Annotated in this window: 22 protein-coding genes; 7 read left to right on the top strand and 15 right to left on the bottom strand. The window is 67.4% G+C overall.

Going from position 1 to position 23,478, the window contains the following annotated elements:
* Window positions 1-7 precede the first annotated feature (7 nt).
* Entirely contained in the window at window positions 8-934 is a 927-nt protein-coding gene (locus tag C7I55_RS03945; RefSeq protein ID WP_106511535.1) for an ankyrin repeat domain-containing protein, read from the top strand.
* Window positions 935-1,042: 108 nt separating this feature from the next.
* Here the strand turns inward: C7I55_RS03945 and C7I55_RS03940 are convergent, their stop codons facing one another.
* Both C7I55_RS03940 and C7I55_RS03935 read right to left on the bottom strand, forming a co-directional pair.
* Window positions 1,043-2,233, bottom strand: a complete 1,191-nt coding sequence (locus C7I55_RS03940; protein WP_199192703.1) for an alpha/beta hydrolase — start codon at window positions 2,231-2,233, stop codon at window positions 1,043-1,045.
* A 117-nt stretch (window positions 2,234-2,350) separates the two neighbouring features.
* Entirely contained in the window at window positions 2,351-5,320 is a 2,970-nt protein-coding gene (locus C7I55_RS03935) for a TonB-dependent receptor plug domain-containing protein (RefSeq protein ID WP_408640580.1), read from the bottom strand.
* A gap of 581 nt (window positions 5,321-5,901) precedes the next feature.
* Here C7I55_RS03935 and C7I55_RS03925 point away from each other — a divergent pair.
* Together C7I55_RS03925 and C7I55_RS03920 are read left to right on the top strand one after the other, a co-directional pair.
* A complete protein-coding gene (locus C7I55_RS03925; protein ID WP_233222023.1) occupies window positions 5,902-7,149 on the top strand; it encodes an MFS transporter in 1,248 nt (415 codons plus the stop codon).
* Entirely contained in the window at window positions 7,146-8,768 is a 1,623-nt protein-coding gene (locus C7I55_RS03920; protein ID WP_106511532.1) for a glycoside hydrolase family 43 protein, read from the top strand. The genes C7I55_RS03925 and C7I55_RS03920 overlap by 4 nt, the downstream gene beginning before the upstream one ends.
* Here C7I55_RS03920 and C7I55_RS03915 read toward each other — a convergent pair whose 3' ends face one another.
* Entirely contained in the window at window positions 8,769-9,830 is a 1,062-nt protein-coding gene (locus C7I55_RS03915) for a LacI family DNA-binding transcriptional regulator (protein ID WP_106511679.1), read from the bottom strand. It lies immediately after the preceding gene.
* A 187-nt stretch (window positions 9,831-10,017) separates the two neighbouring features.
* On the opposite strand from C7I55_RS03915, the gene C7I55_RS03910 reads away from it, so the two are divergent.
* Window positions 10,018-11,391, top strand: coding sequence for a phage tail tip lysozyme (locus C7I55_RS03910; protein WP_158266277.1), 1,374 nt, complete (start codon window positions 10,018-10,020; stop codon window positions 11,389-11,391).
* Window positions 11,388-11,705 carry a hypothetical protein gene (locus C7I55_RS03905; RefSeq protein ID WP_106511530.1) on the top strand — a complete coding sequence of 106 codons (318 nt, stop codon included), beginning with the start codon at window positions 11,388-11,390 and terminating at the stop codon, window positions 11,703-11,705. The genes C7I55_RS03910 and C7I55_RS03905 overlap by 4 nt, the downstream gene beginning before the upstream one ends.
* Window positions 11,706-11,732: 27 nt before the next feature.
* Here C7I55_RS03905 and C7I55_RS03900 read toward each other — a convergent pair whose 3' ends face one another.
* Window positions 11,733-12,119, bottom strand: coding sequence for a hypothetical protein (locus tag C7I55_RS03900; RefSeq protein ID WP_106511529.1), 387 nt, complete (start codon window positions 12,117-12,119; stop codon window positions 11,733-11,735).
* Between the two features lie 122 nt (window positions 12,120-12,241).
* Between C7I55_RS03900 and C7I55_RS03895 the strand changes: the two genes are divergently transcribed.
* Window positions 12,242-12,733: a hypothetical protein gene (locus tag C7I55_RS03895; RefSeq protein WP_106511528.1), complete on the top strand. Its 492-nt coding sequence runs from the start codon at window positions 12,242-12,244 to the stop codon at window positions 12,731-12,733.
* A complete protein-coding gene (locus tag C7I55_RS03890; protein ID WP_106511527.1) occupies window positions 12,715-13,617 on the top strand; it encodes a DUF1521 domain-containing protein in 903 nt (300 codons plus the stop codon). Before C7I55_RS03895 ends, C7I55_RS03890 begins: the two co-directional genes overlap by 19 nt.
* On the opposite strand, the gene C7I55_RS03885 is transcribed toward C7I55_RS03890, so the two are convergent.
* From C7I55_RS03885 to C7I55_RS03840, 11 genes are all read right to left on the bottom strand, one after another.
* Window positions 13,581-14,069: a hypothetical protein gene (locus tag C7I55_RS03885; protein ID WP_146150918.1), complete on the bottom strand. Its 489-nt coding sequence runs from the start codon at window positions 14,067-14,069 to the stop codon at window positions 13,581-13,583. The genes C7I55_RS03890 and C7I55_RS03885 overlap by 37 nt on opposite strands.
* An 83-nt stretch (window positions 14,070-14,152) precedes the next feature.
* The gene (locus tag C7I55_RS03880) at window positions 14,153-14,602 is read right to left on the bottom strand and encodes a hypothetical protein (protein ID WP_106511525.1); all 450 of its coding nucleotides are present in this window, start codon (window positions 14,600-14,602) and stop codon (window positions 14,153-14,155) included.
* Entirely contained in the window at window positions 14,592-15,920 is a 1,329-nt protein-coding gene (locus C7I55_RS03875) for a FliI/YscN family ATPase (protein WP_106511524.1), read from the bottom strand. The genes C7I55_RS03880 and C7I55_RS03875 overlap by 11 nt, the downstream gene beginning before the upstream one ends.
* Window positions 15,917-16,507, bottom strand: coding sequence for a FliH/SctL family protein (locus tag C7I55_RS03870; protein ID WP_158266276.1), 591 nt, complete (start codon window positions 16,505-16,507; stop codon window positions 15,917-15,919). Before C7I55_RS03870 ends, C7I55_RS03875 begins: the two co-directional genes overlap by 4 nt.
* Entirely contained in the window at window positions 16,504-16,965 is a 462-nt protein-coding gene (locus C7I55_RS28005) for a hypothetical protein (RefSeq protein WP_158266275.1), read from the bottom strand. Before C7I55_RS28005 ends, C7I55_RS03870 begins: the two co-directional genes overlap by 4 nt.
* Before the next feature lie 8 nt (window positions 16,966-16,973).
* Window positions 16,974-17,753, bottom strand: coding sequence for a type III secretion system inner membrane ring lipoprotein SctJ (gene sctJ, locus C7I55_RS03865; RefSeq protein WP_106511522.1), 780 nt, complete (start codon window positions 17,751-17,753; stop codon window positions 16,974-16,976).
* Window positions 17,750-18,166, bottom strand: coding sequence for a hypothetical protein (locus C7I55_RS03860; RefSeq protein WP_106511521.1), 417 nt, complete (start codon window positions 18,164-18,166; stop codon window positions 17,750-17,752). Before C7I55_RS03860 ends, sctJ begins: the two co-directional genes overlap by 4 nt.
* A 2-nt stretch (window positions 18,167-18,168) precedes the next feature.
* On the bottom strand, window positions 18,169-18,477 hold the full coding sequence (locus tag C7I55_RS03855) for a hypothetical protein (protein WP_106511520.1): 309 nt from the start codon (window positions 18,475-18,477) through the stop codon (window positions 18,169-18,171).
* A complete protein-coding gene (locus tag C7I55_RS03850; RefSeq protein WP_106511519.1) occupies window positions 18,474-19,694 on the bottom strand; it encodes a hypothetical protein in 1,221 nt (406 codons plus the stop codon). Before C7I55_RS03850 ends, C7I55_RS03855 begins: the two co-directional genes overlap by 4 nt.
* Window positions 19,691-21,520, bottom strand: coding sequence for a type III secretion system outer membrane ring subunit SctC (sctC, locus tag C7I55_RS03845; protein WP_106511518.1), 1,830 nt, complete (start codon window positions 21,518-21,520; stop codon window positions 19,691-19,693). The genes C7I55_RS03850 and sctC overlap by 4 nt, the downstream gene beginning before the upstream one ends.
* Window positions 21,517-23,478, bottom strand: coding sequence for a flagellar biosynthesis protein FlhA (locus C7I55_RS03840; RefSeq protein ID WP_106511517.1), 1,962 nt, complete (start codon window positions 23,476-23,478; stop codon window positions 21,517-21,519). The genes sctC and C7I55_RS03840 overlap by 4 nt, the downstream gene beginning before the upstream one ends.

Below are 23,478 nucleotides of genomic sequence, written 5' to 3'. Positions count from 1 at the left end.
TGAAGCGGTGAACCGCCGCCTGCGTATCGCCGCTGCCGCCATGCTGGCGATCGCGCCAACCGGGGGATGCATGGCCACCGAACCTTCCTGCTTCACCAATCGCGCGAATGTGATCCTGCCGGATCGCAACCGCGTGCTCGCCAACGTCAGCAACGGCGCGTCGGGCCGCGCCATCGCCGAGGCGCTGCTCGACGGCCGCGTCGAAGACGCGCAGGCGATGCTCGCCCGCGACCCGCGCCTGATCGACACCGTGGTCACCCACGATCCGCGCATGCCCGAGCCGCCGACCGGCCAATATGGCGACCTGCTGACCCTTGCCGTGTCGCGCTGCGACCATGATGCAATCGCGATGCTGCTCGCCGCCGGCATGCCGGCCGACGGGGTGCGTCCCGGAAGCGCGCTGTCGCTCGCAATCCTCGCCGACAGCCCCGAGCTCGCCGAGCGGCTGCTTCAGGCCGGCGCCTCGCCGGATCCGCAAGCGGGCAAAGGTGGCGAGGATCCGATGCGGGCCGCGATCAGCTTCTCCCACATCGGCGGCGTGATGACCCTGCTCCGCCACGGCGCCGATCCGCGCTGGGCGGATCCCTTCGGCATCGACCGCGTTCGCCTCGCCCTCGATGCCGAACAGGCCGATATCGCCGAGTTGCTGGTCGAGAAAGGCGGCACCTTGTGGAGCGTCGCCGAGGACGGCAGCATGGCCGCCCACGAATTGCTCGCCGAGCCGGTGATCTTCACCAGCGCCGAAATGAAGGCGGCACGGACGCGGATGCTCGAGCTGGCGCGCAGAAGTCCGATCGGCTGGCCGCCTCCGGATCGCTCAACCATAAAGCAGATGGTCGTCTCCGGCGCCTGGCCGACCGCGGCGATGGCCAGGGCCGGCATGAACGTCGCGCCCGCAACCCTCGAGCGAATGCGCCAGACCCGCACGCACTGAGGGTGTCGTGGGGCGATCTGCTTGCACAGGCCTTGAGTGCACGTCCCCGGTGCGGCGCAGTGATGCCCGCGAGGCAGGTGCGCCAGCGATTTCTCAGGCTGACCCTGCCTAATCGCGGAAGAGCAGCGGTGCGAATTCGTGCAGGCTGCGCCGCCAGGTCTGGAATTCGTGCCCGGTTTCCGGCGAGACATAGAAGACGCTGTTCAGGCCTGCGCGCTTCAACGCCTCGGCATTCGCCCTCGGGTCGGCCGGCGGGACGCCGGGAGGCCCCCGCATGGTTCCGCCCTCGAGTTCGCGGCTGCCGAAGCTGACGAAGGTCAGCTTGATCTTGTCGCGAAAGCCCGGGATCTTGTTGACGTCTTCGAGCGACACGCTGCCGCCGCTGAACAGCCCGATATAGGCGAATGTATCCAGGTTCGCGGGCACGATCAGCTTGGTCTCGAAGCCGCCCATCGACAGGCCGGCCATGGCGCGATGACGCTGATCGGCGAGCGTGCGAAATTGGCGATCGACATAGGGGATCAGCTCCTTGACCAGAACGGTTTGGAATGGCCGGATGTCGAAGCTCGAGAGCCCGCCCGGGCGGCCGGGAGTGACGTCATTCGTCATCCCGTAGGTCATGACGATGATGAATGGCCGCGTTTTGCCGGCGGCGATCAGATTGTCCAGGATCAGGTTGGCGCGGCCCTGGTTCGACCAGGCCGTTTCGTCCTCTCCCCAGCCGTGCTGCAGATAGAGCACCGGGTAACGATCGCTCTGGTTCTTCTCATAGCCGGGCGGCGTGTAGACGAAGGCGCGGCGTTGGGTACCGGTGCTTGGAGACGGAAACAGCACCTGCTGGACGTGGCCGTGAGGAACATCCTTCAACGCGTAGAAGTCCGCGTCCTTGGCGGGAATCTCGATCCCGCTCTCCCAGCGTCTGGAGCCGAAGAAGTTCAGCGTGCCCGGATCGTTGAAGGTGCCGCCGTCCACCGTCAGCCGATAATAATGAAAGCCTTCGTCGAGAGGCCCCGCTGTCGTCCCCGTCCACGCCCCGTCGGGCGCCTTGGTCAGCGTCGTGCCGCCGCGGCCGCCAAGGCCGAGGCTTACCTTCACGCCCTGCGCCGCGGGCGCGACGATGCGGAAGCGCGCATGGCCTTGGGAATTCACCTGCGGATAATCCTGGCCGGGCTGGTTCAGCGACGACGGCTTGAAATCTTCCGCCACCGGCGCGGTAACGGCTTGGGCCGACGCCGCTCCCGCCGGCGCCGAGCCGGCCAATGCCGCAGCGATCAACATAGATGCAAATGCTGGCTTCACGATGATGCCTCCCTTCTTTGCAGCGCGCCCGCTCGCGGGCACATTCGAACGCCGGACGAGCCATGCCCACAACACCGTTTCGGGCGTGGGGCACTCGGCCGATCTGATCTCGACAGCTCAGAACTTGAACCGCACGCCGGCCCGGTACACCCGGCCAAGCTGATCGTAGAGCGCCGGATTGTTGAAGATGGTGGAGCGTGCGGGGGAACGATCGAACAGATTGTCGACCTTGACGTAGGCGGTGATCTGATCGGTGAGATTGTACGTGCCTCCGAGGTCGACGTAGAATGCGCCGCGGATACGGTTGTCGTCGATCGTGGGGCGAGCCGCCGTAGAGGCCGGGCAGTTGGTCTGACAGACGACATATTGATTGCCGATCGTGCCGCTGCTGAACCATCTTTCCTGAACCAGCAGCGAGAAGCGGTCATTCTCGTAGCTCTGGATCGCAAGCCACTTCCAGTGCGGGGTCGCGCCCAGATTGTTGCCCGCCGTGTCCGTCGGGATGGTGCCGGGGAGCCCGGTGTCGGTCACATATTTGATCACATGAGTCGCCAGGCCCCGGAGCACGAAGCTTCCGGGAAGACCTAGCGGCCGCTGCCAGCGATAGCTCGCCTCGATGTCGAAGCCCTCTGTGTCGATCGAGGCGAGATTGAAAGCCTGGACGTTGATGAAATTGGGGCCGGCGCTGTTGTTCAGGTTGAACACGTCGCAGGTTTCCGGAAGCACGTTCTGGAAGCAGAGCTGGACGATGTCGGCGGGGGCGATGCTCGAGATGACGTCTTTGATCTTGAGCGTGTAATAGTCGAACGACAGGCTGAGGCCAGGCAGCCACGACGGATTCGCCAGGGTGATGCCCGCGGTGGTGTTGCGGGCGATTTCGGGCGTCAATTCGGTGTTGCCGATCGTGTTCTGGATCACCAGGACATTGGTGTTGCGGAATGGATCGAAGAAATTCGGCAATGTCGTCGTCACCGGGGCGGCGAACAATTCGGAAAGGTTCGGCGCACGCACGTCGCGCGATGTGACGGCGCGAAGTTTCAGGCCGTCGATCGGCAGGTCCCAGGTGCCGCCGATCTTCCACGCCCACACCTTGCCCGACGTACTGTAATCGGTCAGCCGGACGGCGCCGTTGATGTTCGCATTGCCTGCGGCCTTCGAGGAGATGAGCGGCAGATTGGCTTCGAAAAAGCCTTCCTTGACGCTGTAGGCGCCGCTGCCGTTCTTGTAATTGCCGGCATACCAATTGTTGCCGCCGGCGAGCAGAACGGGATCGGCCGGGTAGTCGGCATTGGGCGGCGTGGCTGCGAAGCCGGCGCCGTAGGGATCGGCGCGCACAGTATAGAATTCGTGGCGATATTCGGCGCCGACGGCGATCGCGAGCGGACCCGCCCACAGATCGATCGGCGATCCCGAGAGGCTGACGCTGACCACGTCCTGCGTCTGACGGGTCCGTTGAAACGGCCCGTTCTCGGGCATGATGTAGCGCAGCGCCGCCTCCGACGGATTGCCGCCGATGATGTTGAGCGGCTGACAGCCGGCTGCGCGCGCCGCCGGGTTCCGGCAGACGATCGCGCCGTTCTCGGAGATTGCATCGATCGCCTGGTTGAAGCGAGGCGACAGCAGGATGTTGTTGACGTCGATGTCGGTGTAATTGGCACCACGCTCGTAATATGCGTCGTAGTTCCAGGCCGTGCCGGCCGCCTGGAACTGGCCGGTCGCGCCGACCACCAGGCGGTAGAGCCGTCGATCGGTATGGACGCGCGTATTGCCGAGCGCAGCGTTGCTGGTGCCGTACTGGAAGCTGGTGATCCCCGCTGCGGCGCACGCCGCCTGCACCGATGCGGGCACATAGGGGTTGGCGCATTGCAGGGTGAGGCCGGGCCGGTTCTGTCCGTTGACGGGCTGGTTGCTCGTTTTCACCTGGCCGACGTTCAAGGTGAGGTAGAGCTCGTTCTCCGGCGCGATCTCATAGCCGATCCGGGCATAGGTGTTCAGCCGCCCGATCCTGGATTTGAGCGAGCGGCCCGCATCGACGTTGCCCGACAGATCGCCGCCGAGGCAGAAGCCGGGATAGCAGCCGATCACGGTTCCCGCGGCATTGCGGGCCGGAACGCCGTTGGAGCCATATTGAAACTGGAACGGGTTCCCGGCTTCGTCGAAGGCGGTGCCCTGCAGCGGACCGGCGGTGATCAGGCCATATTTGGTGAAGGTGGTGGATTGGGCAAAGTCGCGGACGAGATATTGCGGCGCGCCGTCGTTCAACACGCCGCGGTTGATCAAAGTCGTCTGGACGAACCAGTCGCGGCCGTTGGCGAGCTCGATGCCGAACTCCCCGCCGCCGACGCCCTGCTCCTTGCCATATTCGGCACTGGCGACGATGTGCAGCCTGTCGTCGAGGAAGCTGTCGCCAACCGCCAGCTGCACCAGCCCCTGCGCGTCATCGCCATAATTGGTGATGCCGCCCTGGATGTTGCCCTTGATGCCGCGAAACCTTGTGTCGGTGATGAAGTTGACCACGCCGCCGACCGCGTCCGAGCCGTAAGAGGCCGACGCGCCGCCGTTGACGACGTCGACCCGCCGGACCAGCAGTTGCGGGAACAGGCTGATATCGGGAACGCCGGTGACGTTGGCGCCGACCACCCGCTGCCCGTCGAGCAGGGTCAGCGTGCGGATCGCACCGACGCCGCGCAGCGAGAACGAACTGAGCCCTTGTTGCCCGCTCGACGTGCTGAAGGTGTTGACCTGCGTTCCGCTCGATCCCTGCAGAGAGGGAAGCTGGGCGATGGTCGTGAAGATGTTGGGCTGCGCATTGGCGGCGATCTGCTCTTCCCCGATCACCGTGGTGGGAGTCGGCGCGGTGAAGCCGGTCACCGACAGACGCGTCCCGGTCACGACGATCTCGCCCGCGTCGCCCGTGCCCGGCGTCGGCAGGGCGCCGTCGGCCAGCGGCGCCTCGGCACCGGCCGACGGGCTGGTCTGGCCTTCGGTCTCTACCTCGGGCTCGGCAGGAGGCAATTGCGCGAGCGCCGCCGTCGGAAGCATGCACGCCGCCATCACGCCCGCACCAAGGGATGCGGTTCTCAACATCAATCCCTTGAGTCCTGCCTTCTTCAAAAACATTCGGGGCCTCCCATGATGGCTTGCTGATCGTGTTGCCGTTGTTTTTTTGGCGCACAGAAGCGTAACGCCCGATTGATTTCGGTACGCCGCTGCGAGCAATGACGATTTCGATGAACATGACTCTGCATTGCCTGCCGACACAGTCATGCAGTTACCGTGTCTGCGGCCTTGCGAGAGGACGTGAACGAATGCCTCACCACATGTGGCTAAGGCAGCGATCCTACGTGATGTCTGTGCGCTGGTTCTTCATGGGTTCCCTCTCCGGATGCTTGCACGCACCTTTGGTCGCTCGATTGTTCGAGTCGCTTGTCGCTTCGACTGCCAACCAGATGACTCTGGTGTGGATGAATGTTCACGTTAACATGGACGCTACGCCGCACCTCTTTGCTTGTCAATACTCGTACAAATAGACGAACTCGGTGGCTGGACGGAGCGGCTTCCACGGCTATAACCACGGACAAGGCTTCGCTTCCCTTCAAGAGCGCCGCCCCTCCAGCGCGGCTCGGCGTCGGCCGAGATGTCGATGTTTACGTTAACGGAGAAGGCTGTTGCCCAGGACTGGCATCCCTCACTTGCGCTGGACGATCATGGCCTTGTTCGTCGCCGCCATGATCATAAATTACCTCACCCGCGCCGTGTTGGGTGTCGCCGCGCCGCTGATCCTCGAGGAACAGTCGATCAGCACCGAGCAATATGGCTGGATTACCGGCGCATTCCAGGTGGGGATCATGTTCCAGCCGCTCGCGGGCTACCTGCTCGACGGCGCCGGCTTGCGGCTTGGCTTTGCCGCCTGCGCCGCTTTGTGGTCGCTGCTGACCATGGCGCACGTTTTCGCGAACGGCTGGCTCGGCTTTGCGATGTTGCGCGGGATGCTCGGCCTGGCCGAAGGATCGGCCCAGCCCGCCGGCCAGAAATTGATCGCCGAGTGGTTTCCGGCACGCGAGCGCGGACTTGCCGGCGGCATCTACAATATCGGCGCGTCCTTCGGTGCCATTCTCGCGCCGGGGTTAGTGGCCTGGGCGGCGGCCATGCACAGCTGGCGCCTGGCATTCCTCGTGGCCGGTGCCTCCGGTCTCGTGTGGGTGGCCGCCTGGCTTTGGTGGTACGACACGCCCCAGCGCCACCGCTTCATCCGCCCGAAGGAACAGGCGCAGATCGCCGATGGGCAGGAGGCCAGGCTCGCCGCGGGGGACAAGCGGGCGTCGATTCCATCGCTGCTGCGGCGGCGTGATCTCTGGGGCATCGCCTTGCCGAGGATGTTGGCGGATCCGGTCTGGGGCATGCTGTCCTTCTGGATGCCGCTTTATCTGGCCCGCGAGCGCGGCTTCGATCTTACCCAGATCGCCCTCTTCGCCTGGCTACCCTTCCTCGCCGCAGACCTTGGCTGTCTGTTCGGACCCGCCGTCGCCGCCTTCCTCCAGCGTCACGGCGTCTCGCTGATCGACGCACGCCGCTGCGCCTTCACCATCGGCGCCGCGATGATGATCGGCATGGGGTTCGTCGGGTTCGTCTCCAGTCCGTACGCGGCAATCGCTTTGCTCTGCCTCGGCGGCTTCGCGCACCAGACGCTGTCGGTGTCCGTCATCACGATGGCGTCCGATCTGTTCCGTCGCAACGAGGTCGCCACGGCGACCGGATTGGCCGGTCTAGCCGGCAATTTCGGGGTGCTGGTTTTCTCCCTGCTGCTCGGCGGCATGGTCGATCAGGTCGGCTACGGCCCCTTCTTCATCCTGCTCGGCGTCGTCGACCTCGTCGGGGCGCTCATTCTCTGGACCCTGGTGCGCAAACCCGCATGACTCACATCCGCAATCCGATCCTGCGGGGCTTCAACCCCGATCCTTCGATCGTCCGCGTCGAAGGCGACATCTACATCGCGACTTCGACCTTCGAATGGTTTCCAGGCGTGCAGATCCACCACAGCCGGGATCTTGTCCATTGGCGCCTGGCGGCGCGTCCGCTGACCCGAGCCTCCCAGCTCGACATGCGCGGCGCTCCGGATTCGTGCGGAGTCTGGGCGCCCGATCTCAGCCACGCCGATGGCAAGTTCTGGCTCGTCTACACCGACGTCAAGCGTTACGGCCGGACGACCGTAAACGGCGCCGCCGGTGCGTCGCTGCGCGACTTCCACAATTATCTGGTGGTCTGCGATCGGGTCGACGGCACCTGGTCCGATCCGGTGCACCTCAACAGCAGCGGATTCGATCCCGCACTGTTTCACGACGACGATGGTCGCAGCTGGCTGCTCAACATGCTGTGGGATCATCGGCCGGGCCGCGGGCGTTTTGCCGGGATCGTCGCGCAGGAACTCGACCGAGAATCGCTCCGTCTTGTCGGTGAGCGGCGCCTCATCTTCGCCGGCACCGAGCGCGGATTCACCGAAGGACCGCATCTCTACAAGCGCGGCGGTTGGTACCACCTCCTCGTCGCCGAGGGCGGCACGGGCTGGGATCACGCCGTCGTCATGGCGCGCTCCCGCACGCTCTTCGGCCCCTATGAGGTCCACCCCGATGGTGCCGTGCTGACGTCCGGCGGCCGTCGCGAAGGGCCGCTCGCGCGCGCCGGCCACGGCGATCTGGTTGAACTCGCGGACGGCACCACATGGCTTGCCTATCTGTGCGGCCGCCCGCTCGCCGGGCGTGAGCGCTGCCCCCTCGGGCGCGAAACCGCAATCCAGCCGGTTCGCTGGGGCGCGGATGGATGGCTGCGGACGATTGCCGCCGATGCGGAGCCCGATTCCGCGCCACCCGCCCCCGGTCTCGAGCCGGCGCCCTGGCCCTTAAGCGCCTGGGACGGCAGCTTCGGTGGTCCGGACCTTCCTGTCGACCTCCAATGGCTTCGCACGCCCGAGCCCGCGTCGATCTTCAGCCTGGAAGCGCGACCGGGCTGGCTGCGACTTTTCGGCCGCGAGACGATCGGCAGCCATTTCAGCCAGGCTCTGGTTGCCCGAAGGCAGGAGCATTTCCGCTACACCGCCACGACCTTGCTGGACTACGATCCTGCCCATTTCCAGCAGGCGGCCGGGCTGGTCTGCTACTATAACGGCACCAAATTCCAATATCTCCACGTCACGCGCGAAGACGGGGTGAGGCGACTTCAGATCATGTCGGCGCAGCCGGAGGAAGGATGCACGATCGAGCTCGCCGTGCCCCGGCTTCCGGACGGCGAGATCGAGTTGCGCGTGGAGGTGGATCACGACATCCTTCGCTTTGCCTGGCGAGCAGGCGGTGCGGAGCAATGGCAGATCCTGCCCCCCGTGATCGATGCCAGCATCCTTTCGGACGAAGTGACGCTGCCGGGTCTGCCGAATTTCACCGGCGCCTTCGTCGGGCTTGCCTGCCAGGATGTCTCCGGTGCCGGGCGTGCCGCCGACTTCGCCTGGTTCCGCTACGAAGGCAGCGACACTCCCGGCTCCTGATCAGGCGTCCGGATCCGATCGGGCGTCCGCGCCGCCGAGCGGCGCGGCCAACGATTCCCGTTTGACGATCGAATGGTCCAGGATCTTCGCCCGGCACGTCGCGACCGTGCTCCCGGCCGAAGCTGCTGCGGTGACCGCCGCGAGTGCCTCCGCGGCAAGGCGCCGCAACGGCTGATGGACGGTGGTGAGCGGTGGCCACAAAGTCACCGCCGCGCTCGTATCGTCGAACCCGGCCACCGTGAGTTCGCTCGGCACATCGAGGTGCCGGCGGTGGGCTACGGAGACGATGGCGGCCGCCATGTCGTCGTTGCTCGCGAAGATCGCGGTCGGGCGCTCGTCGCCGCCGAGAAGCTGTTCTCCGGCCACCAGCCCGGACGCGTAGCTGAAATCTCCCTGCGCCACCTTGACCTCGACGCCGCCCACCTCCCTGATCGCGGCATAGAAACCCGCCATGCGCTCGGCGCTCGCCGTCTGATCGGGATTGCCGAGGACGAAGCCGATCTTGCGATGGCCGAGATCGAGCAGGTGCCGGGTCATCTCGAAAGCCGCGCTGCGATCGTCGATGCGGACGCAGGCGACCCCGTCGACGTCATAGGCGCCGATTGCGGCCACGGGCAGCTCCCAACTCCGTACGGCGCTCAGGACGGAGCGGGTCTCGCCCAGAGGCGGCGCGAGGATGACGCCCGACAAAGCGGACTTGCGAAATCGTTTCAGCGCCGCCTGGGCCGGGGGACGACCGCCCTCGCCCTTGAGCAGGACGAGGCGCGCCCCGGTGGAGGAGGCCTCCTCGTAGATGCCGGTCAGGAACTCGCTCATGAAGGCGGCGCTCGGATTGGAATAGATGATCCCGATGCGCAGTTCGGCGGACCTGACGAGACTGCGCGCCGCCGTGTTGGGCGTGTAGGCAAGCGCTTCGATCGCGCGTTCCACGGCAGCGCGGGTCTCCGGGCGGACGCTGCTGCGCCCGTTGATCACGCGCGAGACCGTCATCGCCGACACGCCGGCGCGGCGTGCGACATCGATGATCGTGGCACCACGTTCCGACCGGCCGTTTCTTGCCACGATGCCCCTCTTCCACTTCCCGCGTCCCGATCGTCCGCTACGACATGAGGCGGATGGCGAGAACCGCAGAAATGCGCTGATCGTCACGTCGGGAGGCGAAGCTCCGTCATCTTGCTCTAAACGAATCGTTGAGAGACACCGGCGGAACCGAATGCGATCCATTCTTCGACGGTTTACGGAGGCGAGTATGGTCGAGTCGGTTACTGCGGCGCGCACGCAATCGATCAGCAGCGGCGGCAATAGCAGCAGCAGCGCCAACAGCTACACGGTCAAGCGCGGCGACACGCTCTCCGAAATCGCCGCGGCCAACGGCATCTCCCTGTCAGCGCTCCGCGCCGCCAATCCCCAGATCTCGAACCCGAACCTGATCTTCGCCGATCAGACCATTGCCATTCCCGGGGGCGGCGCCGCACGTGGCGGCGCAGGCGCAGGCGGCAGCTACAGGGTACAGCCGGGGGACACCTTGTCGGGGATCGCTGCGAAATTCGGCCTCAACTGGCGCGATCTCGCGCTCGACAACGGCCTTGCCAACCCGCACCTCATCTTCCCCGATCAGACGATCCAGCTCGGCGGCGGCGCACGCGGCGGTCAGGCCGGCGGCGCCGGCAGCGTCGGCGGTGTCGAAGCTCCCGGCGGCACGGGCAACGGCCGCAACCCGGCCGACATCGCCAAGCAATATCTCGGCCGCAATGCCGCCGATCTGCGCGGCGACCGCAGCGACAATCTGCCGATGAACGCCAACGTTCCGGCCAATATCTGCTGCGCCAATTTCGTCTCGGCAGTGCTGACCGAAGCAGGGCAGTTGCCGGGCAATCTCCACACCGATTCCGTCAAACAGCTAAACTCCACGCTGCGCGGACGCGGCTGGACAGAGGTCAGCGCGTCGCAGGCGAAACCGGGCGACGTCGTCATCATCCAGGGCGGCGGCGTGTCGCACACCGTGCTCTACGCCGGTGACGGCAAGACGATCGGATCGAACAACCGCAATCCGGATGGCAGCCAAAAGGTGACCTACGGCGATCTGTCGTGGGCGCTCTCCAACGGCGGCAAGATCCTGCGGGCGCCCGCCAGTGTACGGGATCAGGGCGTCACGCCGGCGGCGGCGGACGGCACGGCGCGTACCGGCCAGGTCGGAACCGCCGCCGCCACCCGCGAGGGGCGGATCGATCAAGCGATGGCCTTCTTCCAGAACCAGGGATGGACCCGCGCGCAGGCCGCGGGCATTGTCGCCAATCTCGATGCGGAGAGTGGCATGAACGCGAACATCCGCCAGCATGGCGGCGGCCCGGGTTACGGGCTCGCGCAATGGGAAGGCCCGCGCCAGGCGGCCTTCGCCGCCTGGGCCGGCCACGATATCCGCAGCTCCACCTTCGGCGAGCAATTGCGCTTCATCCAGCACGAGCTGTCGACGTCCGAGCGCGGCGCGGGGCAGAGGCTGCGCGGCGCCGCCAATGCCGGCGACGCCGCCGCGATCGTCTGCCGCTATTATGAGCGTCCCGCCGACATCGTCGGCGATTCCGCACAGCGCTCACGAATCGCTGCGGCGATCATGCAGCGATGAGCCTGGCGCTGATCGCCGCGGCCCTGGCCGCGGCGGCCGAGCCCGCGACCTGCGTGTTCGACACGGCGCCGCCGGAGCCGTGCCGGATTGGCTTCTCCGTGGTCAAGGGCGCCACTCGCATGCAGGCGCGAAGCAACAGCGGCAAGCAGGCCGTGTTCGTCGGCAAGCGCGGATCGGGCTGGTGGTCTGGCACCCTCGACGGGAAACCGGCAATGGCGCACGAACTCAACCGCGGCAACGTCGTCTTTTCGACCCACGATCTGGGCCGCTCTTTCCAATATTGGACCAGCGGCAACGAGCACGGAAGTTACTGATCGGACTTCGTTCCCAGGTGACAGCCTTTATGGAAACAGGGCCTTCGGGGCGCCGTGCTTCTCCGGCCAATCGGCCCAGGCGACGTCCGTCGGACCGACCGCAGTGTCAACGACGCGCCACTGGCCGCCGTTCAGGCGCAGCAGAGCGGCGTAATCCTTCGAGATCATGCCCTGGGCTTCGGCCGATGCCAGCGGCGTTCCGGTGAAACTGATCGGGCGTCCCGAGCCGTCCTGCATCGCCGCAATCAGGAACGCCCAATCCCCCTGCCGCTCGAGCGTTCGCACCACGAATGCTACCGATTTTCCGAGCCGCTTTGCGACTGGCTCTCGGGCGACGTCGAGAATGCGCGCGCGCTCGGCATTTGGCATCTGGGTCGCGGTGGCGGCAAGACCGGCGGCGAGGGTCACGAACATTCCATCTCTCCCGAACGGGGCTTTGCCGTGCGTAACATCCCCTAAGCGATTCGTTGAGCGCGCAAGGCCGCGAGATCCGCTATTCACGCCATTATGTTGCAGGCATCGGACGAGTACGAAAGATGATTCAGTCGATCGGCAGTGGCCGCGTTCAAGGCGCCTCGCTCGGCGCCACCGGCGGCGTCACGAACAGTCCCGCGGGCTACGCCGCCGCCGCGATGACGTCTCTCTCCAGCCGCGTGGCGACGACCATCTCCCGCGAGCTCGGGCTCGCCGGCGGCGGCGCGGCGGCGGGCGGCAAGATCGTCGGCGGCAAGGCGGGCGATCATTATGGCGTCGACGCCCTCGCCAGCGAACTTTCCAACCTGGTCCGCGCGAGCCCCACCGATGCCGGGCGCATTTCACGCGCCCTGCACGAATTCACCGGGGAACTCGCATCCCTGCTTGCGGCCCGGCCGAACAGCAGCGTCCTGTCGGCGGTGGCCGACCTCCATTTCAACCTGACCGACCCGGACGGCCGCGCTGGCTGCACTGATGCCGATTATGCGATCGCTGCCGTGGACGCCGCGGTGTTCCGGCTGCGCGAGGATGCCCCGTGGAAACCGGAGCTGTAGCGCCCGCCGCCGTCGACGGGATCGGGTTCGGCAATGCAGGCGGCGATGGACAGATCATCGCCGCCGTCGTCCTGCTCGATCCGATCGCCGCGCCCGCGGACAGCGATGCCGCCCTGCCGAGCTCGGTCGACGTCGCGTTCTACGTCGCACCGGCTGAGGGCATGCCCGCGATTTCGGGGCCGCCGGCCTTCGAAGTCACCGCAGTGGCGATCGGCAACGTCGTATTCGATCTTTCCGACGGTTACTCGCTGTCGATCGACGAACTGCAGTCGGCGGTCTTCGTCGCCAATGCGTCGACCGGCGAATCGATTCTCGTATGGGGCGCAGCCCAGATCGCGCTCGATGGCGCCGACGCTGCCCGCTTCTGGGGAACCACCAGCGTCGAGCTCGCCAACGGCACCAAGATCACCATGGAGACTGCGGTCGATGCGATGATCGCGGACCTGTTCCGGCTCGACAAGCTGACGGTCACCCGCGAAGACCGGGCGATGGTGATCACCGGCATCGCCGAGACGATGCTCGGCGACCTCGCCGTCGTGCAGAGCTTCGAAGGCGACGCGATCGATGCCGCAACTCGCGACGGCCTCACCATCGTCAGCGATCTGACCGGAGGCTGGAGCGACGAATATGGCAACTCCGTCGATCAGACCGTTCTTGACGAGACCGCGATCGGCGGACTCTACGGTCCCGGCAAGGACACGCTGAGCCTTGGCGAGATCAGCGAAGCGATTTCGAGCTTCGTCGCGTACAATCAGATCGACTCGCTGATGCTGACCATCGGCCGCAACCAGCCCAGCGACAGCGATCGCCGTCCGCAGGCGAACGACATCTATCGCGCGATGGCGCTCTACGCCGGCGAGAACGCGGCCCGCGCCGGCGACTGAACGCCGATCTTGCCGATCCGCAGCTGACGGCGCACCAGCCGCTCGCTCAATTGCTCGCTCCACTGCGCAGCGACCGTCGGCGGCACGGCGCTGCCGGGGATCAGCGAGATGTTGATCTGGCCGGCGAGATCGCGTCCCAGCACAGCGCCTTCGATCCGGTAGGCGCCGAGCGGCAGCGACAGATGGACCTCCGGATCTGCGCCGGTCTTGACGACTTCGGCAATCGCCGCGGCGATGCGGTCGAGCTGGGCATGGAGCGCCGAATCCACGTCTCCGGCCGCCATTGGTGAGTCCGCCGCGCCGATCGCCGCGAACTCGCGCGGCGGCGCGGCGATCGCACCGAGATCCGCGAGGGCTTCGGCAGCCCGCTCCTTGGCCAGTGGCTTGCCGCCGTGCCGCGACAGCGCCTCGGCAAAGGCGCGGCGGTGGCTGGGCAGCGCTTCCGGCACCACGCCCGGCTGCGCCGCCGGGCGGAGCGGCGAGAGCGATGCTGTCCTCGGCGACGACGGCCTCGGCGACCCTGGCGGCGCGCCGTTCACGAGGCCCGCACCCGGGCAACCGGGGCCTCCGTCTCCAGCCGATCCTCGGCCCGCCGCTGGTCGGCACGAACGCTGTCGCGATGATGGGCGGCGATGACGTCGCTGCGGACTTGGTGACGCGCCAGGGCGCCGACCGCGTGGAGATGCGCGTCTCTTGCGAGGTCGAGGCGGGCGGACCGATCGGAAAGCTCGGCGACCGCCCCGGTCTCGCCGGCGATGGTGCGATCGAGCCACAAACGCGCCTGCGCGCACGCCGGCGTGCTGACGAATGCGGCCCGCGCCTCGCGCCGCGTTGCGGCCGCCGCCTCGCGCTCCTGCCGCGCGCGCTCGGCCGCGGCCAGCGCCGCCTCGCAGGCTTCGTGGGCCTCGGTCGCCGCACGGGTCAGCCTCTGGCCCCGCACCTCGGCGATCCGCGCGAGCATCGGGCCCCGCCGGTCAGCGGCCATGATTCATCTCCTCGAAGGTTCGGAGCCGCGCGATGCACTCGTTGAACGACGCGCGATCCTCCCGGGTCTGACGCAGAAAGGCGTTGATCGCCTGACGTTCCGCCAGGGCACGGTCGGCAAGCTGGTCCCGTCCCGGCTGATATTCGCCGATCTGGACAAGCAGTTCGATCTCGTCGAGTTTGGCCAGCATTGCTCTGAGGCCGGTGGCGGCGCGCTGCTGACCGGATCCGGCAAGCTTGGTGAACAGGCGCGACTGGCTGCCGAGCACGTCAATGGCCGGGAAATGCCCCCGCGCGGCAAGCTTGCGCGACAGGATGATGTGGCCGTCGAGCAGCGAGCGGACCTCCTCGCCGATCGGATCCCCCTCCTCGTCCTCCAGCAGCACGGTATAGAGGGCGGTGATCACGCCGTCCGCCGACGCCCCGCTGCGCTCAAACAGGCGCGGCAGCTCGGCGAAGACCGAGGGCGGGAATCCGCGCCGTACCGCCGGCTCGCCGGCCGCGAGGCCGATCTCGCGCAGCGCGCGCGCGAAGCGGGTGACGCTGTCCATCAGCAGCAGCACGTGCCGGCCCTGGTCGCGGAGCCCCTCGGCGATCGCGGTCGCGACGTGCGCCGCGCGGACCCGCTCCATCGCCGGACGATCCGACGTTGCCACGATCACCACGGACCGCGCGAGCCCATCCTCCCCCAACGTCTCCTCGACGAATTCGCGCACCTCGCGGCCGCGCTCGCCGATCATCGCAATCACGATCGCGTCGCATTGCGCCTGGCGCGCGAGATTGGCGAGCAAGGTCGATTTGCCGACCCCCGCGCTGGCGAAAATGCCGACCCGCTGGCCGACGCCGACGGTCAGCAGCCCGTCGATCGCACGAATTCCCGTCTCCATCGGCCGGTCGATCGGTCGCCGCCCCATAGGATTGGGAGAGGTGCCGTGGATCGGACGGTCGTCGCCGCGGCGCACCGGCCCCAGGCCGTCGAGCGGCTGCAGGCGGGCATCGAGCACCCGTCCGAACATGTCCGGTCCGAAAGGCGTTCGATCGTCGCCGCTGCGCAGGATGACGTCGCTGTCGAGCGACAGGCCGCGCAGATCGCCGAGCGGGGTCAGGATCGCGCCGCCGTCGGCAAGGCCGACCACTTCGGCCCAGAGCGAAAAGCCGGTTTCCGCATCGACGATCTCGCAGCTCTCGCCGATCCGAGCGCGCACCCCCGACACCCGCAAGGTCGTGCCGATCGCACCGACAATGCGGCCATGCTGTTCGAACATCGGCGCCGCATCGAGCGCGCGGACGAGGGCGAGCGTGTCGGCGCGACCGGTCATGCGGCGACGCCCCAGCGCTTGGCCAGCGAGTCGAGCTGAACGGAAAGGCTGGCGATCACCTGTCCGGCACTGGTCCGCACGACGCAGTCGCCGGAACCGAGGCTCGGATCCTCCGCGATCACGACATGGCTTCGCTCGCCGAGCCGCTCGGACACCCTGGCCGCGAGGTCCGCCGGCACGAACACCGTCACCGGACCATCGGCCGGCAGCCGCGCGAGCGTGCGCTCGACCATGCGCGGCACCAGCGCCTCATCCTCGAGCTCGCCGACGATCGCCCGAACCGCGGCATAAGCGGCTTCGGCGATGTCGCTGCGGCGCGCCTGTTCGTGCGCCTCGATCGCGGTGGCGAAGGCTGCGACCTGCTCCGCCAGATGGTCTCCGATCGACGCCCGCGCCTCCGCCAGCCCTTCCGCATGGCCGTCGCGCCGCGCGGCGTCTGCGTCGGCGAGCGCCTGGTCGCGGATCGTTCCGGCTGCTGCCAGCAGGGCCGCCGCATCGGTGAAATCGCTGCGTTCGGCGCGCTTGATCACCGCGCGGTCGCTGGCGAGCAAAGCAATCTTGTCGGCATGAACGAGGTGGAAGGTCACGCCAGCGCCCTTTCGATCGCATGCGCCCGCAGCACCAACCTGCGCGCCTGGTCGTCGTCGCGCGCGCCCGGGAAGGCGGCGGCGAGCGACCGCGGCAGAGCCGCCTCGAGCAATCCCCTTCCCTCGTCGAGGATGCGCTCCGGCGGCGGGAGTGAGGCCGGGCCGTCCGCATCGGCATCGGCGTCGCACGCGGCGTCGAACAGGTCCTCGCCGAGCAGCTCGGCGATCGTCGCGAGCTTGGGGCCGGAGAGTTCGGCATCGATCGCCCGGCGATAGCGGAGCAGACCGGCAAGCGCGGCGATCCGCTGCCGGCGGGCCTCCGGTTCGGAGAGCCAGTCCGGGATCTTGGCCAGATCCCCGTAGCTCGGCCCCGGCTGGGTGCCGATCCGCCGCCCGAACCGCGCGCCGCGTCCCACCGGCACCGCTTCGGTCAGCAACGCATAGCGCCGGCGGCGCATCTCTGGTGTCACGGCCGCACCACGTCCGGCAGACCGGGGCGGCGACGGCGCATCCGCAGCAAGGCGAGGCCGGCAAAGGCGAGCACCGACACCGCGACGACGACGACCAGCCCCCGCACCAGAGCGGAAATCGAGACGCTGTCCTGATTCTGGGGCAGCATCGGCAGGGCCTGCGCGGGCACCATCACCACCGACACCCGATCGTAGGTGAGGCCGTCGATCGCGTTGGTGACCAGGGCCTTGATCGCGCCCGTCTGGCTGCGCAGATCGAAGCCGGTACGGTATTTGACGAACACCGACGCCGCCGAAGGCTTGGCCTCGCGCGACAGGGGGTCCGCCTCCGGCATGGTGAGGTGGACTCGCGCCTGGACGACCCCGTCGATGTCGCTGATCGTCCGGCTCAGCTCCTGCGACAGCCCGTAGATCAGCCGCGCCCGCTCCTCGAGCGGGGTGGAGGTGAAGCCTTCCTTCTTGAAAACGGTGCCGAGATTGTCGAAATTCTCGTGCGGCAGACCTTGGGCGCGCAGCGTCTCCACCGCCTTTGCGAAATCGCCCTGGCTGACGGTGATGCTCCAATTCTCCTTTTCGCCCTGCACCTTGCTCGCCTGGATCCCGGCCTGACTGAGCACCGCGACCATCTCGTTCGCCGCATTTTCGGTCAGCTTGCCATAGACTTCCTGGCGGCCGCAGCCCGAAAGCGTCAGCGCGGCGAGCAGCAGCAGGGGCGCGGCGGCGCGCCCCTGCCAGCGCCGGGCGGACGTGCGACGGGAAAGCGCCTGCCCGATCATTGCTGCTTGAACAGCTGCTGCACGCCATCCGAGCTCCGGTTGGCGATGTTGGACGTGAGCTGAGCCTGGAACATGAATTCCGAGCATTTCATGGTCAGCTGGACGATCTCGCCGGGGGTGAGCTGGCCGCCGCTCGCCTCCGCCGTTTCCGCATAGCGCGACACCGACCGCGCCTGCACGTTGACCTGATCGAGCGCGCTGAACATGCCCTTGATCGCAGGCGGCAGCGGCCCGGCGGGAACGACTCCATCGAGCCCGCCGGCGCGATCGACCGCGGCCTGGAACCGCCCTTCGAGCTGCGGGCTGGTGCCTCCGCCGCCGGGCGGAAGCAGGTCCATGGCGCGATGCCCGGCACCCGCGCTTGCCGTGCCGCCGGCCGGCCCGAGAAGCGCACCGATCGCTTCGATGCTCATCGTCAGTTCTTCCTCGCCATCGTCTCGAGCGCCTTGGAAACGCTGTCGATCGACGTGTGGGAGCTGTTGGCCATGAACGTCATCCGCATCGATTCGGTGGTCAGCTGAGTGATGTCGGAGGGCTTGTCGCCGCCCTGCGAGACGATGTCGGCCTGCTGGGTGATCGCGTCCGCCTGGGTGTCGAGCGCCTTGCCCCACGCCTGGCTGAACGCTTCGAACCAATTGCCTTTGCCGCTGCGGGCGTCGGTCGTGCCCATGTTGCCGAGCGAGGCAAGCGTGCCAAGCGATGCGCTGGTGATCGGGTTCGTCATGACTGCGTCTCTCCGCTGATCTCGCCGCCTTCGGTGACAGTCTGGTCCTGGGCTGGCGGCAAGCTTGGCCCCAGGACGAGTTCCTCGATTCGGCCGTCGCGCTCGAAGGTGGCGCGGCCGTGGCCGATGGCGACGATGCGGTGGCCGGTGGGCACCTGCGCCCCCGCGAACCAGCGTGTTCCGTCCGCCGTCGTGATGTAGCCCGGATCGCCGTCGACGAAGCTGGCGAGGCCGTATTCCGATCCGGAAAAGAAATATTGGAGGTCGCGGTCGCCGCGGCCCGCGTCGGCGGCGAACTGCACCCGGCTGATTCCCGGCACGTCCTCCTTGATCAGCCGCGCGAGCTCCGCCTGGCGATCGGCCGGCAGGAACTCGGCGTTGATCAACAGGCTGTGCCCCCGTCTCGGAACCGCTTCCCCGTCGACGCCCTGCGCCCGCAGCAGATCGGTCGCGGCGGCGGCAAGGCCCTCCATCGTCTGGACGTCGAGCGTCGCCATCCCGATCCGCTGCGCGACGATCATGCGGAGATTGGCGAGCGCGGCGTCGTCCTTGACGATCCCGCGGATGATCGGCCCGTTCGGTCCTTCGGTGACGGTGAGGTCGCCGAAGCCCGCGGCGGCCAGCGTCATCCGATCCGTACTGGCGTCGTGAAGCTGGCGCGAGACCCATTGCCCCGCCGGTGCCGCAAGCGTCAGCAGCAGCAACAGCAACGCCGCGATCGCGGCATAAGCCGGCCAGCGCCGCTCCAGCGACAGCGCGCCGCGCATCGGATAGAGGCGCGTGGCGATGCGCTCGCCGATTGCCGCCTGCTGGCGAGCGACGTCGGCGGGCGCGCCGCCGACCGGCGTGATCATCGAGGAAAGCCGCGCCGTTTCGGCCCAGCGGTCGGAGGCCGGGTCGCCGATCGCGACCGCGAAGTCGCCGATCATCATCGGCACGTAGGGCGGCAGCGCCACCTGCTCGCCCGCCGTCACCGGGCGGCCGAGCAGGCCGATCTGCCCCGCTACAACCCGCACAGTTGCGACCTCGTCGCCGAGATCGAGCTCGAGCGAAACCCCGCGGGTCGCCGGATCGCGCAGCACGATGTCGTGATCGAAACCGTGGCCGACGCGCACGAACTTGCCGGTGTGCAGCCGATGCTCCGCCCCGCTCAGCCGGCCGCTGAGCACGCGCAGCACCGCGGTGCCGACCATCAGGGGGGCGAAGGGTGCGTTCATCGGCGGGCCCTCTTCTTGCCCTTCTTGCCGGCGGCCTGGAGCTGCTCCAGCGGGATCGGATTGGTCGGCACCGGCCCGGCCAGCTGGGTGCGCTGCGACAGCACCCGCGGCGTGATCAGGAAGATCCGCTCAAAATGCTGGTTGCCCTTCTGGCGCTTGCGGAACGCCTGACCGAGGATCGGAATGTCGCCGACTCCGGGCACCTTGGATTTGTAGTCATATTGGGTGTCCATGGTCATGCCGCCGATCAGCAGGCTCTCGCCCTGCTTCACCACCGCGCTGGTGTTGATGCTGGATTGCTTCACCGCCGGGATGCCGTCGACGATCAGGCCGGTCGGGGAGCCGTCGAGAATCTCGATCGAGAGGCGGGTGCGAAGCTCGCCGCCGTCGAACAGAATTGACGGATTGACCCGCATCACCATGCCGGCGGTGACCGGGAACAGGTCGACCTGGCGGTCGCCCGCGACGCGCACATAATATTGGACCTGGTTGTTGAACACGGCCGGGATGTTGTTGAGCGTGCTCAGCCGTGGCCGCGACACGACCCGCAGCGCACCGGTCTTTTCGAGCGCGGTGATCCGCACCGCGAACAGATCCAGCGATCCAGTCAGGTAACCGGCAACCGCATTGCCGCCCGAGAAGGTCTCGCTTGGATTGGTGGCATTGCCGCCGAACAAGGCGCCGAGGCCGCCGGTGCGGAAGCCGAAGTCGAGGCCGAGTTCCTTCAGCCTGCTGGTGTCGAGCTCGAGGATCGTCGCCTCGAGCTCGACACCGCGCGGTTCGACGTCGAGCGCCCGCACAATGTCCTCGTAGACCGTCATCGATTCCGGACGATCGCGGATCAGCACCGCATTATTGGCCGGATCGACCTCGACCCGGGGGCCGTTGACGTCGCGCGCCGAGGCTTCCCGAACGACCACAGTGTCCAGCCCCGGACTTCCCTGCTGGTCGAAGCTGCGCTGCGACTCGTCGGGCGGCACCGCATTGAGGCCGCGGCCGCCGAGCCGCGGCTGCGACTGGCGCTGGATGTCGAAATTGCCGCCGCTGGTGGACACGGTGTTCGACGGGCGCCCGTCACCCATCATGCCGCGCAGGATCGAGGCGACACCGGGAATGGTGATGGTGCGGTCGAAGCTCTTCTGGATGGTGTCGTCGGCACGGGCGTAGCGCAGGTAGAAGATCCGCACTTCGTACGGAGACCGCGTCGTCGCGGCGCTAAGCGTGCGCGAGCGAAGCGGCGCGCTGGTCACCGTCGCAAGCGCATTGGGGGCGAGCAACGGCGAGATCAGCGGCGCGTTGGCGGGTGTCGTCGATGCCTGGATGACGGCGGGGCCGGACTCGGTCGGTGTCGTCCCGGCGAGCTGGGCGATGCGGTCGAGAAAGGCCGGAACGCCGGTGGCGCTCACCCCGTTCGACGACGCCGCGACCTTGTTGGGTCCGTCGATCAGCCGCAGCTTGCGGGCATCGCGCACCACCCCGGCGGGATTGGCGGACGCGAAGCTGCGCGACTGGACCTCGCCGACCGAATAGACCCGCACCACCGCGCCGTCGTAAAAGGCGACGAGGTTGAAGGCGCGCGACAGCTGCGACCAGATCTTCTTCGGCGTACCGCTGAAGACGCCGTTCATCTTGCCGGTGATCGCCGAGCTGACCTTCACCTGCAGCCCGGCCTGGCCGAACAGATCGGCGATCGCCGCGTCGACGCGCTGATCGCGCGCGGTCAGCGTGATCGGCTTGTTCGAAAATGGAACCGGTTCCGCGGCTGCGGGAACCGACATCGCCGCGGCGCACGCCAGGATCAACAGGGAACAGGACGATCGGATCATAGAGCAAACTCGTCTTGCGCCTGGCTGGCCAGGCTCTCTGGGGCGGAATTGAGCTCGCCGACGATGTCCAGCGGCACCGCGGGGTTGAGCTCGTTGAACGAAATGACGGGCACCTCGAAGAGATCGCCCGCGATCAGCAGCCGCAGCGGCCGGCGAAGATCCTGTGCGGTGAGGATCGCGCGGGCGCCGGAGGCGGCGATCTGCTCGGCGAGCAACGTGTTGAGCGCGCGCATCTGGTGCGGGTTGATCGCCAGCCGCATATGGCCGTCGACCGGCGTCAGCGTCTGCCGGATGATGTCCTCGAGTGCGGTGCCGACGATCAGCACCCGCAGCCGGCCATCCTCGCAGAGCGGCGCGATCAGGTGACGGCGCATCGCAACTCGGACGCGTTCCGCCATCGCGACGGCTTCGCGCTCATACTGGCCGACTTCGCCGATGGCCTCGATCGCGTCGCGGAAGTTGCGCAGCGGCACCCGCTCCTCGGCGAGCAGCCGCAGCACTTCGCCGATCCGGCCGGTGGGCACGGCGCGGACCGCTTCCTTGACCACTTCGGGATGGCTGTCGCCGAGCCGGTTGAGCTGGTCCGTGACCTCCTGCAGGCCCAGGAACAGGACCAGGTTGCGCGCCAGCAAATGCTCCACATAGGTGCCCATTGTGCCGACCGGATCGACGCCTTCGGCAGCGCCGGCACCGAGCGGCGCATCGTGGGCGGCCAGCATCCATCGGCCTTCGCCGAGCTGGGTGTCGGACACGATCCGCAGATCGGGGATGGCGACGCCGCTGCGCTCCTGCAGAAGGGCGACGCCGCTGCGCACCCGCTCGGCCAGTGCCTGGAACTCGGCACCGTCGGCGGCGAAGCCGACGGTCAGCCGCAAGGCGTCGAGCGTGGGCAGCGCCCGCGCTTCGATCAGTGCCTCGCCGACAACGGCGGCATCGTTCGGCGCTTCGATGCCGAGCTTGCCGCGGATCCACGCGCCCGAAGTGGGGTGGCTGAGCGAACCGCCGACCAGCAGGGCGATGGCCAGCGCGAAGAAGATCAGGGTCGGGAAGCCGGGGATGAGGCCGAGCAGCACGGCGAGGCCGCCGGCGATCAGCAGGACGTGCGGCTTGCCGGATATCTGGCGGGCGATGGCCGGGCCGAGATCGCGATCCCGGTCCTCGTCGGTGGTGCGGGTGACGAGCAGGCCTGCGGCCATGGCCGAGAAGAGGGCGGGGACCTGGGCGACCAGGCCGTCGCCGATCGTCAGGATCGAAAAGGTGGTCGCCGCTTCGCCCGCCGACATGTCGTGATAGAGGGTGCCGACCGCGAGGCCGCCGATCAGGTTGACCAGCACGATCACGATCGAGGCGATCGCATCGCCCTTCACGAACTTCATCGCGCCGTCGAGGCTTCCGTGCAGCTTGCTTTCGAGCTCCAGCGTGCGGCGCTTCTCGCGCGCTTCGTCCTTGGAGAGGATGCCGGAGCGCAGGTCGCTGTCGATCGACAGCTGCTTGCCGGGCATCGCGTCCAGGCTGAAGCGGGCGGCGACTTCGGCGACTCGCTCGGCCCCCTTCGAGATGACGATGAACTGGACGATGGTGATGATCAGGAACACCACCAGGCCGACGACCAGATTGCCGCCCGCGACCATCTCGCCGAATTGCTGGACGATGTCGCCGGCATCCATGTGGGTGAGGATCATCCGGGTCGTGGAGATGCTGATCGCCAGCCGGAACAGGGTGGAGAGCAGCAGCACGGTCGGGAAGGTCGAGAAATCGAGCGGCTTTGTGACGTACAGGCTGCTGAGCAGCAGCAGAATGCCGATCGTCATGTTGATCGCGATCAGCGCGTCCATCGCCAGCGGCGGGATCGGCACGATCATCAGCATCACGACGGCGATCAGCACGCCGACGAGCAGCATGTCGGCGGCCCGGATCGGGAGCGCCCGGATGCGGCGGAACGACAATGCGCGGGCCAT

Origin of the sequence: Allosphingosinicella deserti, assembly GCF_003012735.1 — a bacterium.
Classification (GTDB): Bacteria; Pseudomonadota; Alphaproteobacteria; order Sphingomonadales; family Sphingomonadaceae; genus Allosphingosinicella; species Allosphingosinicella deserti.
The sequence above is the reverse complement of the archived record's forward strand: the minus strand, read 5'-3'. Positions and strand labels throughout refer to the sequence as shown.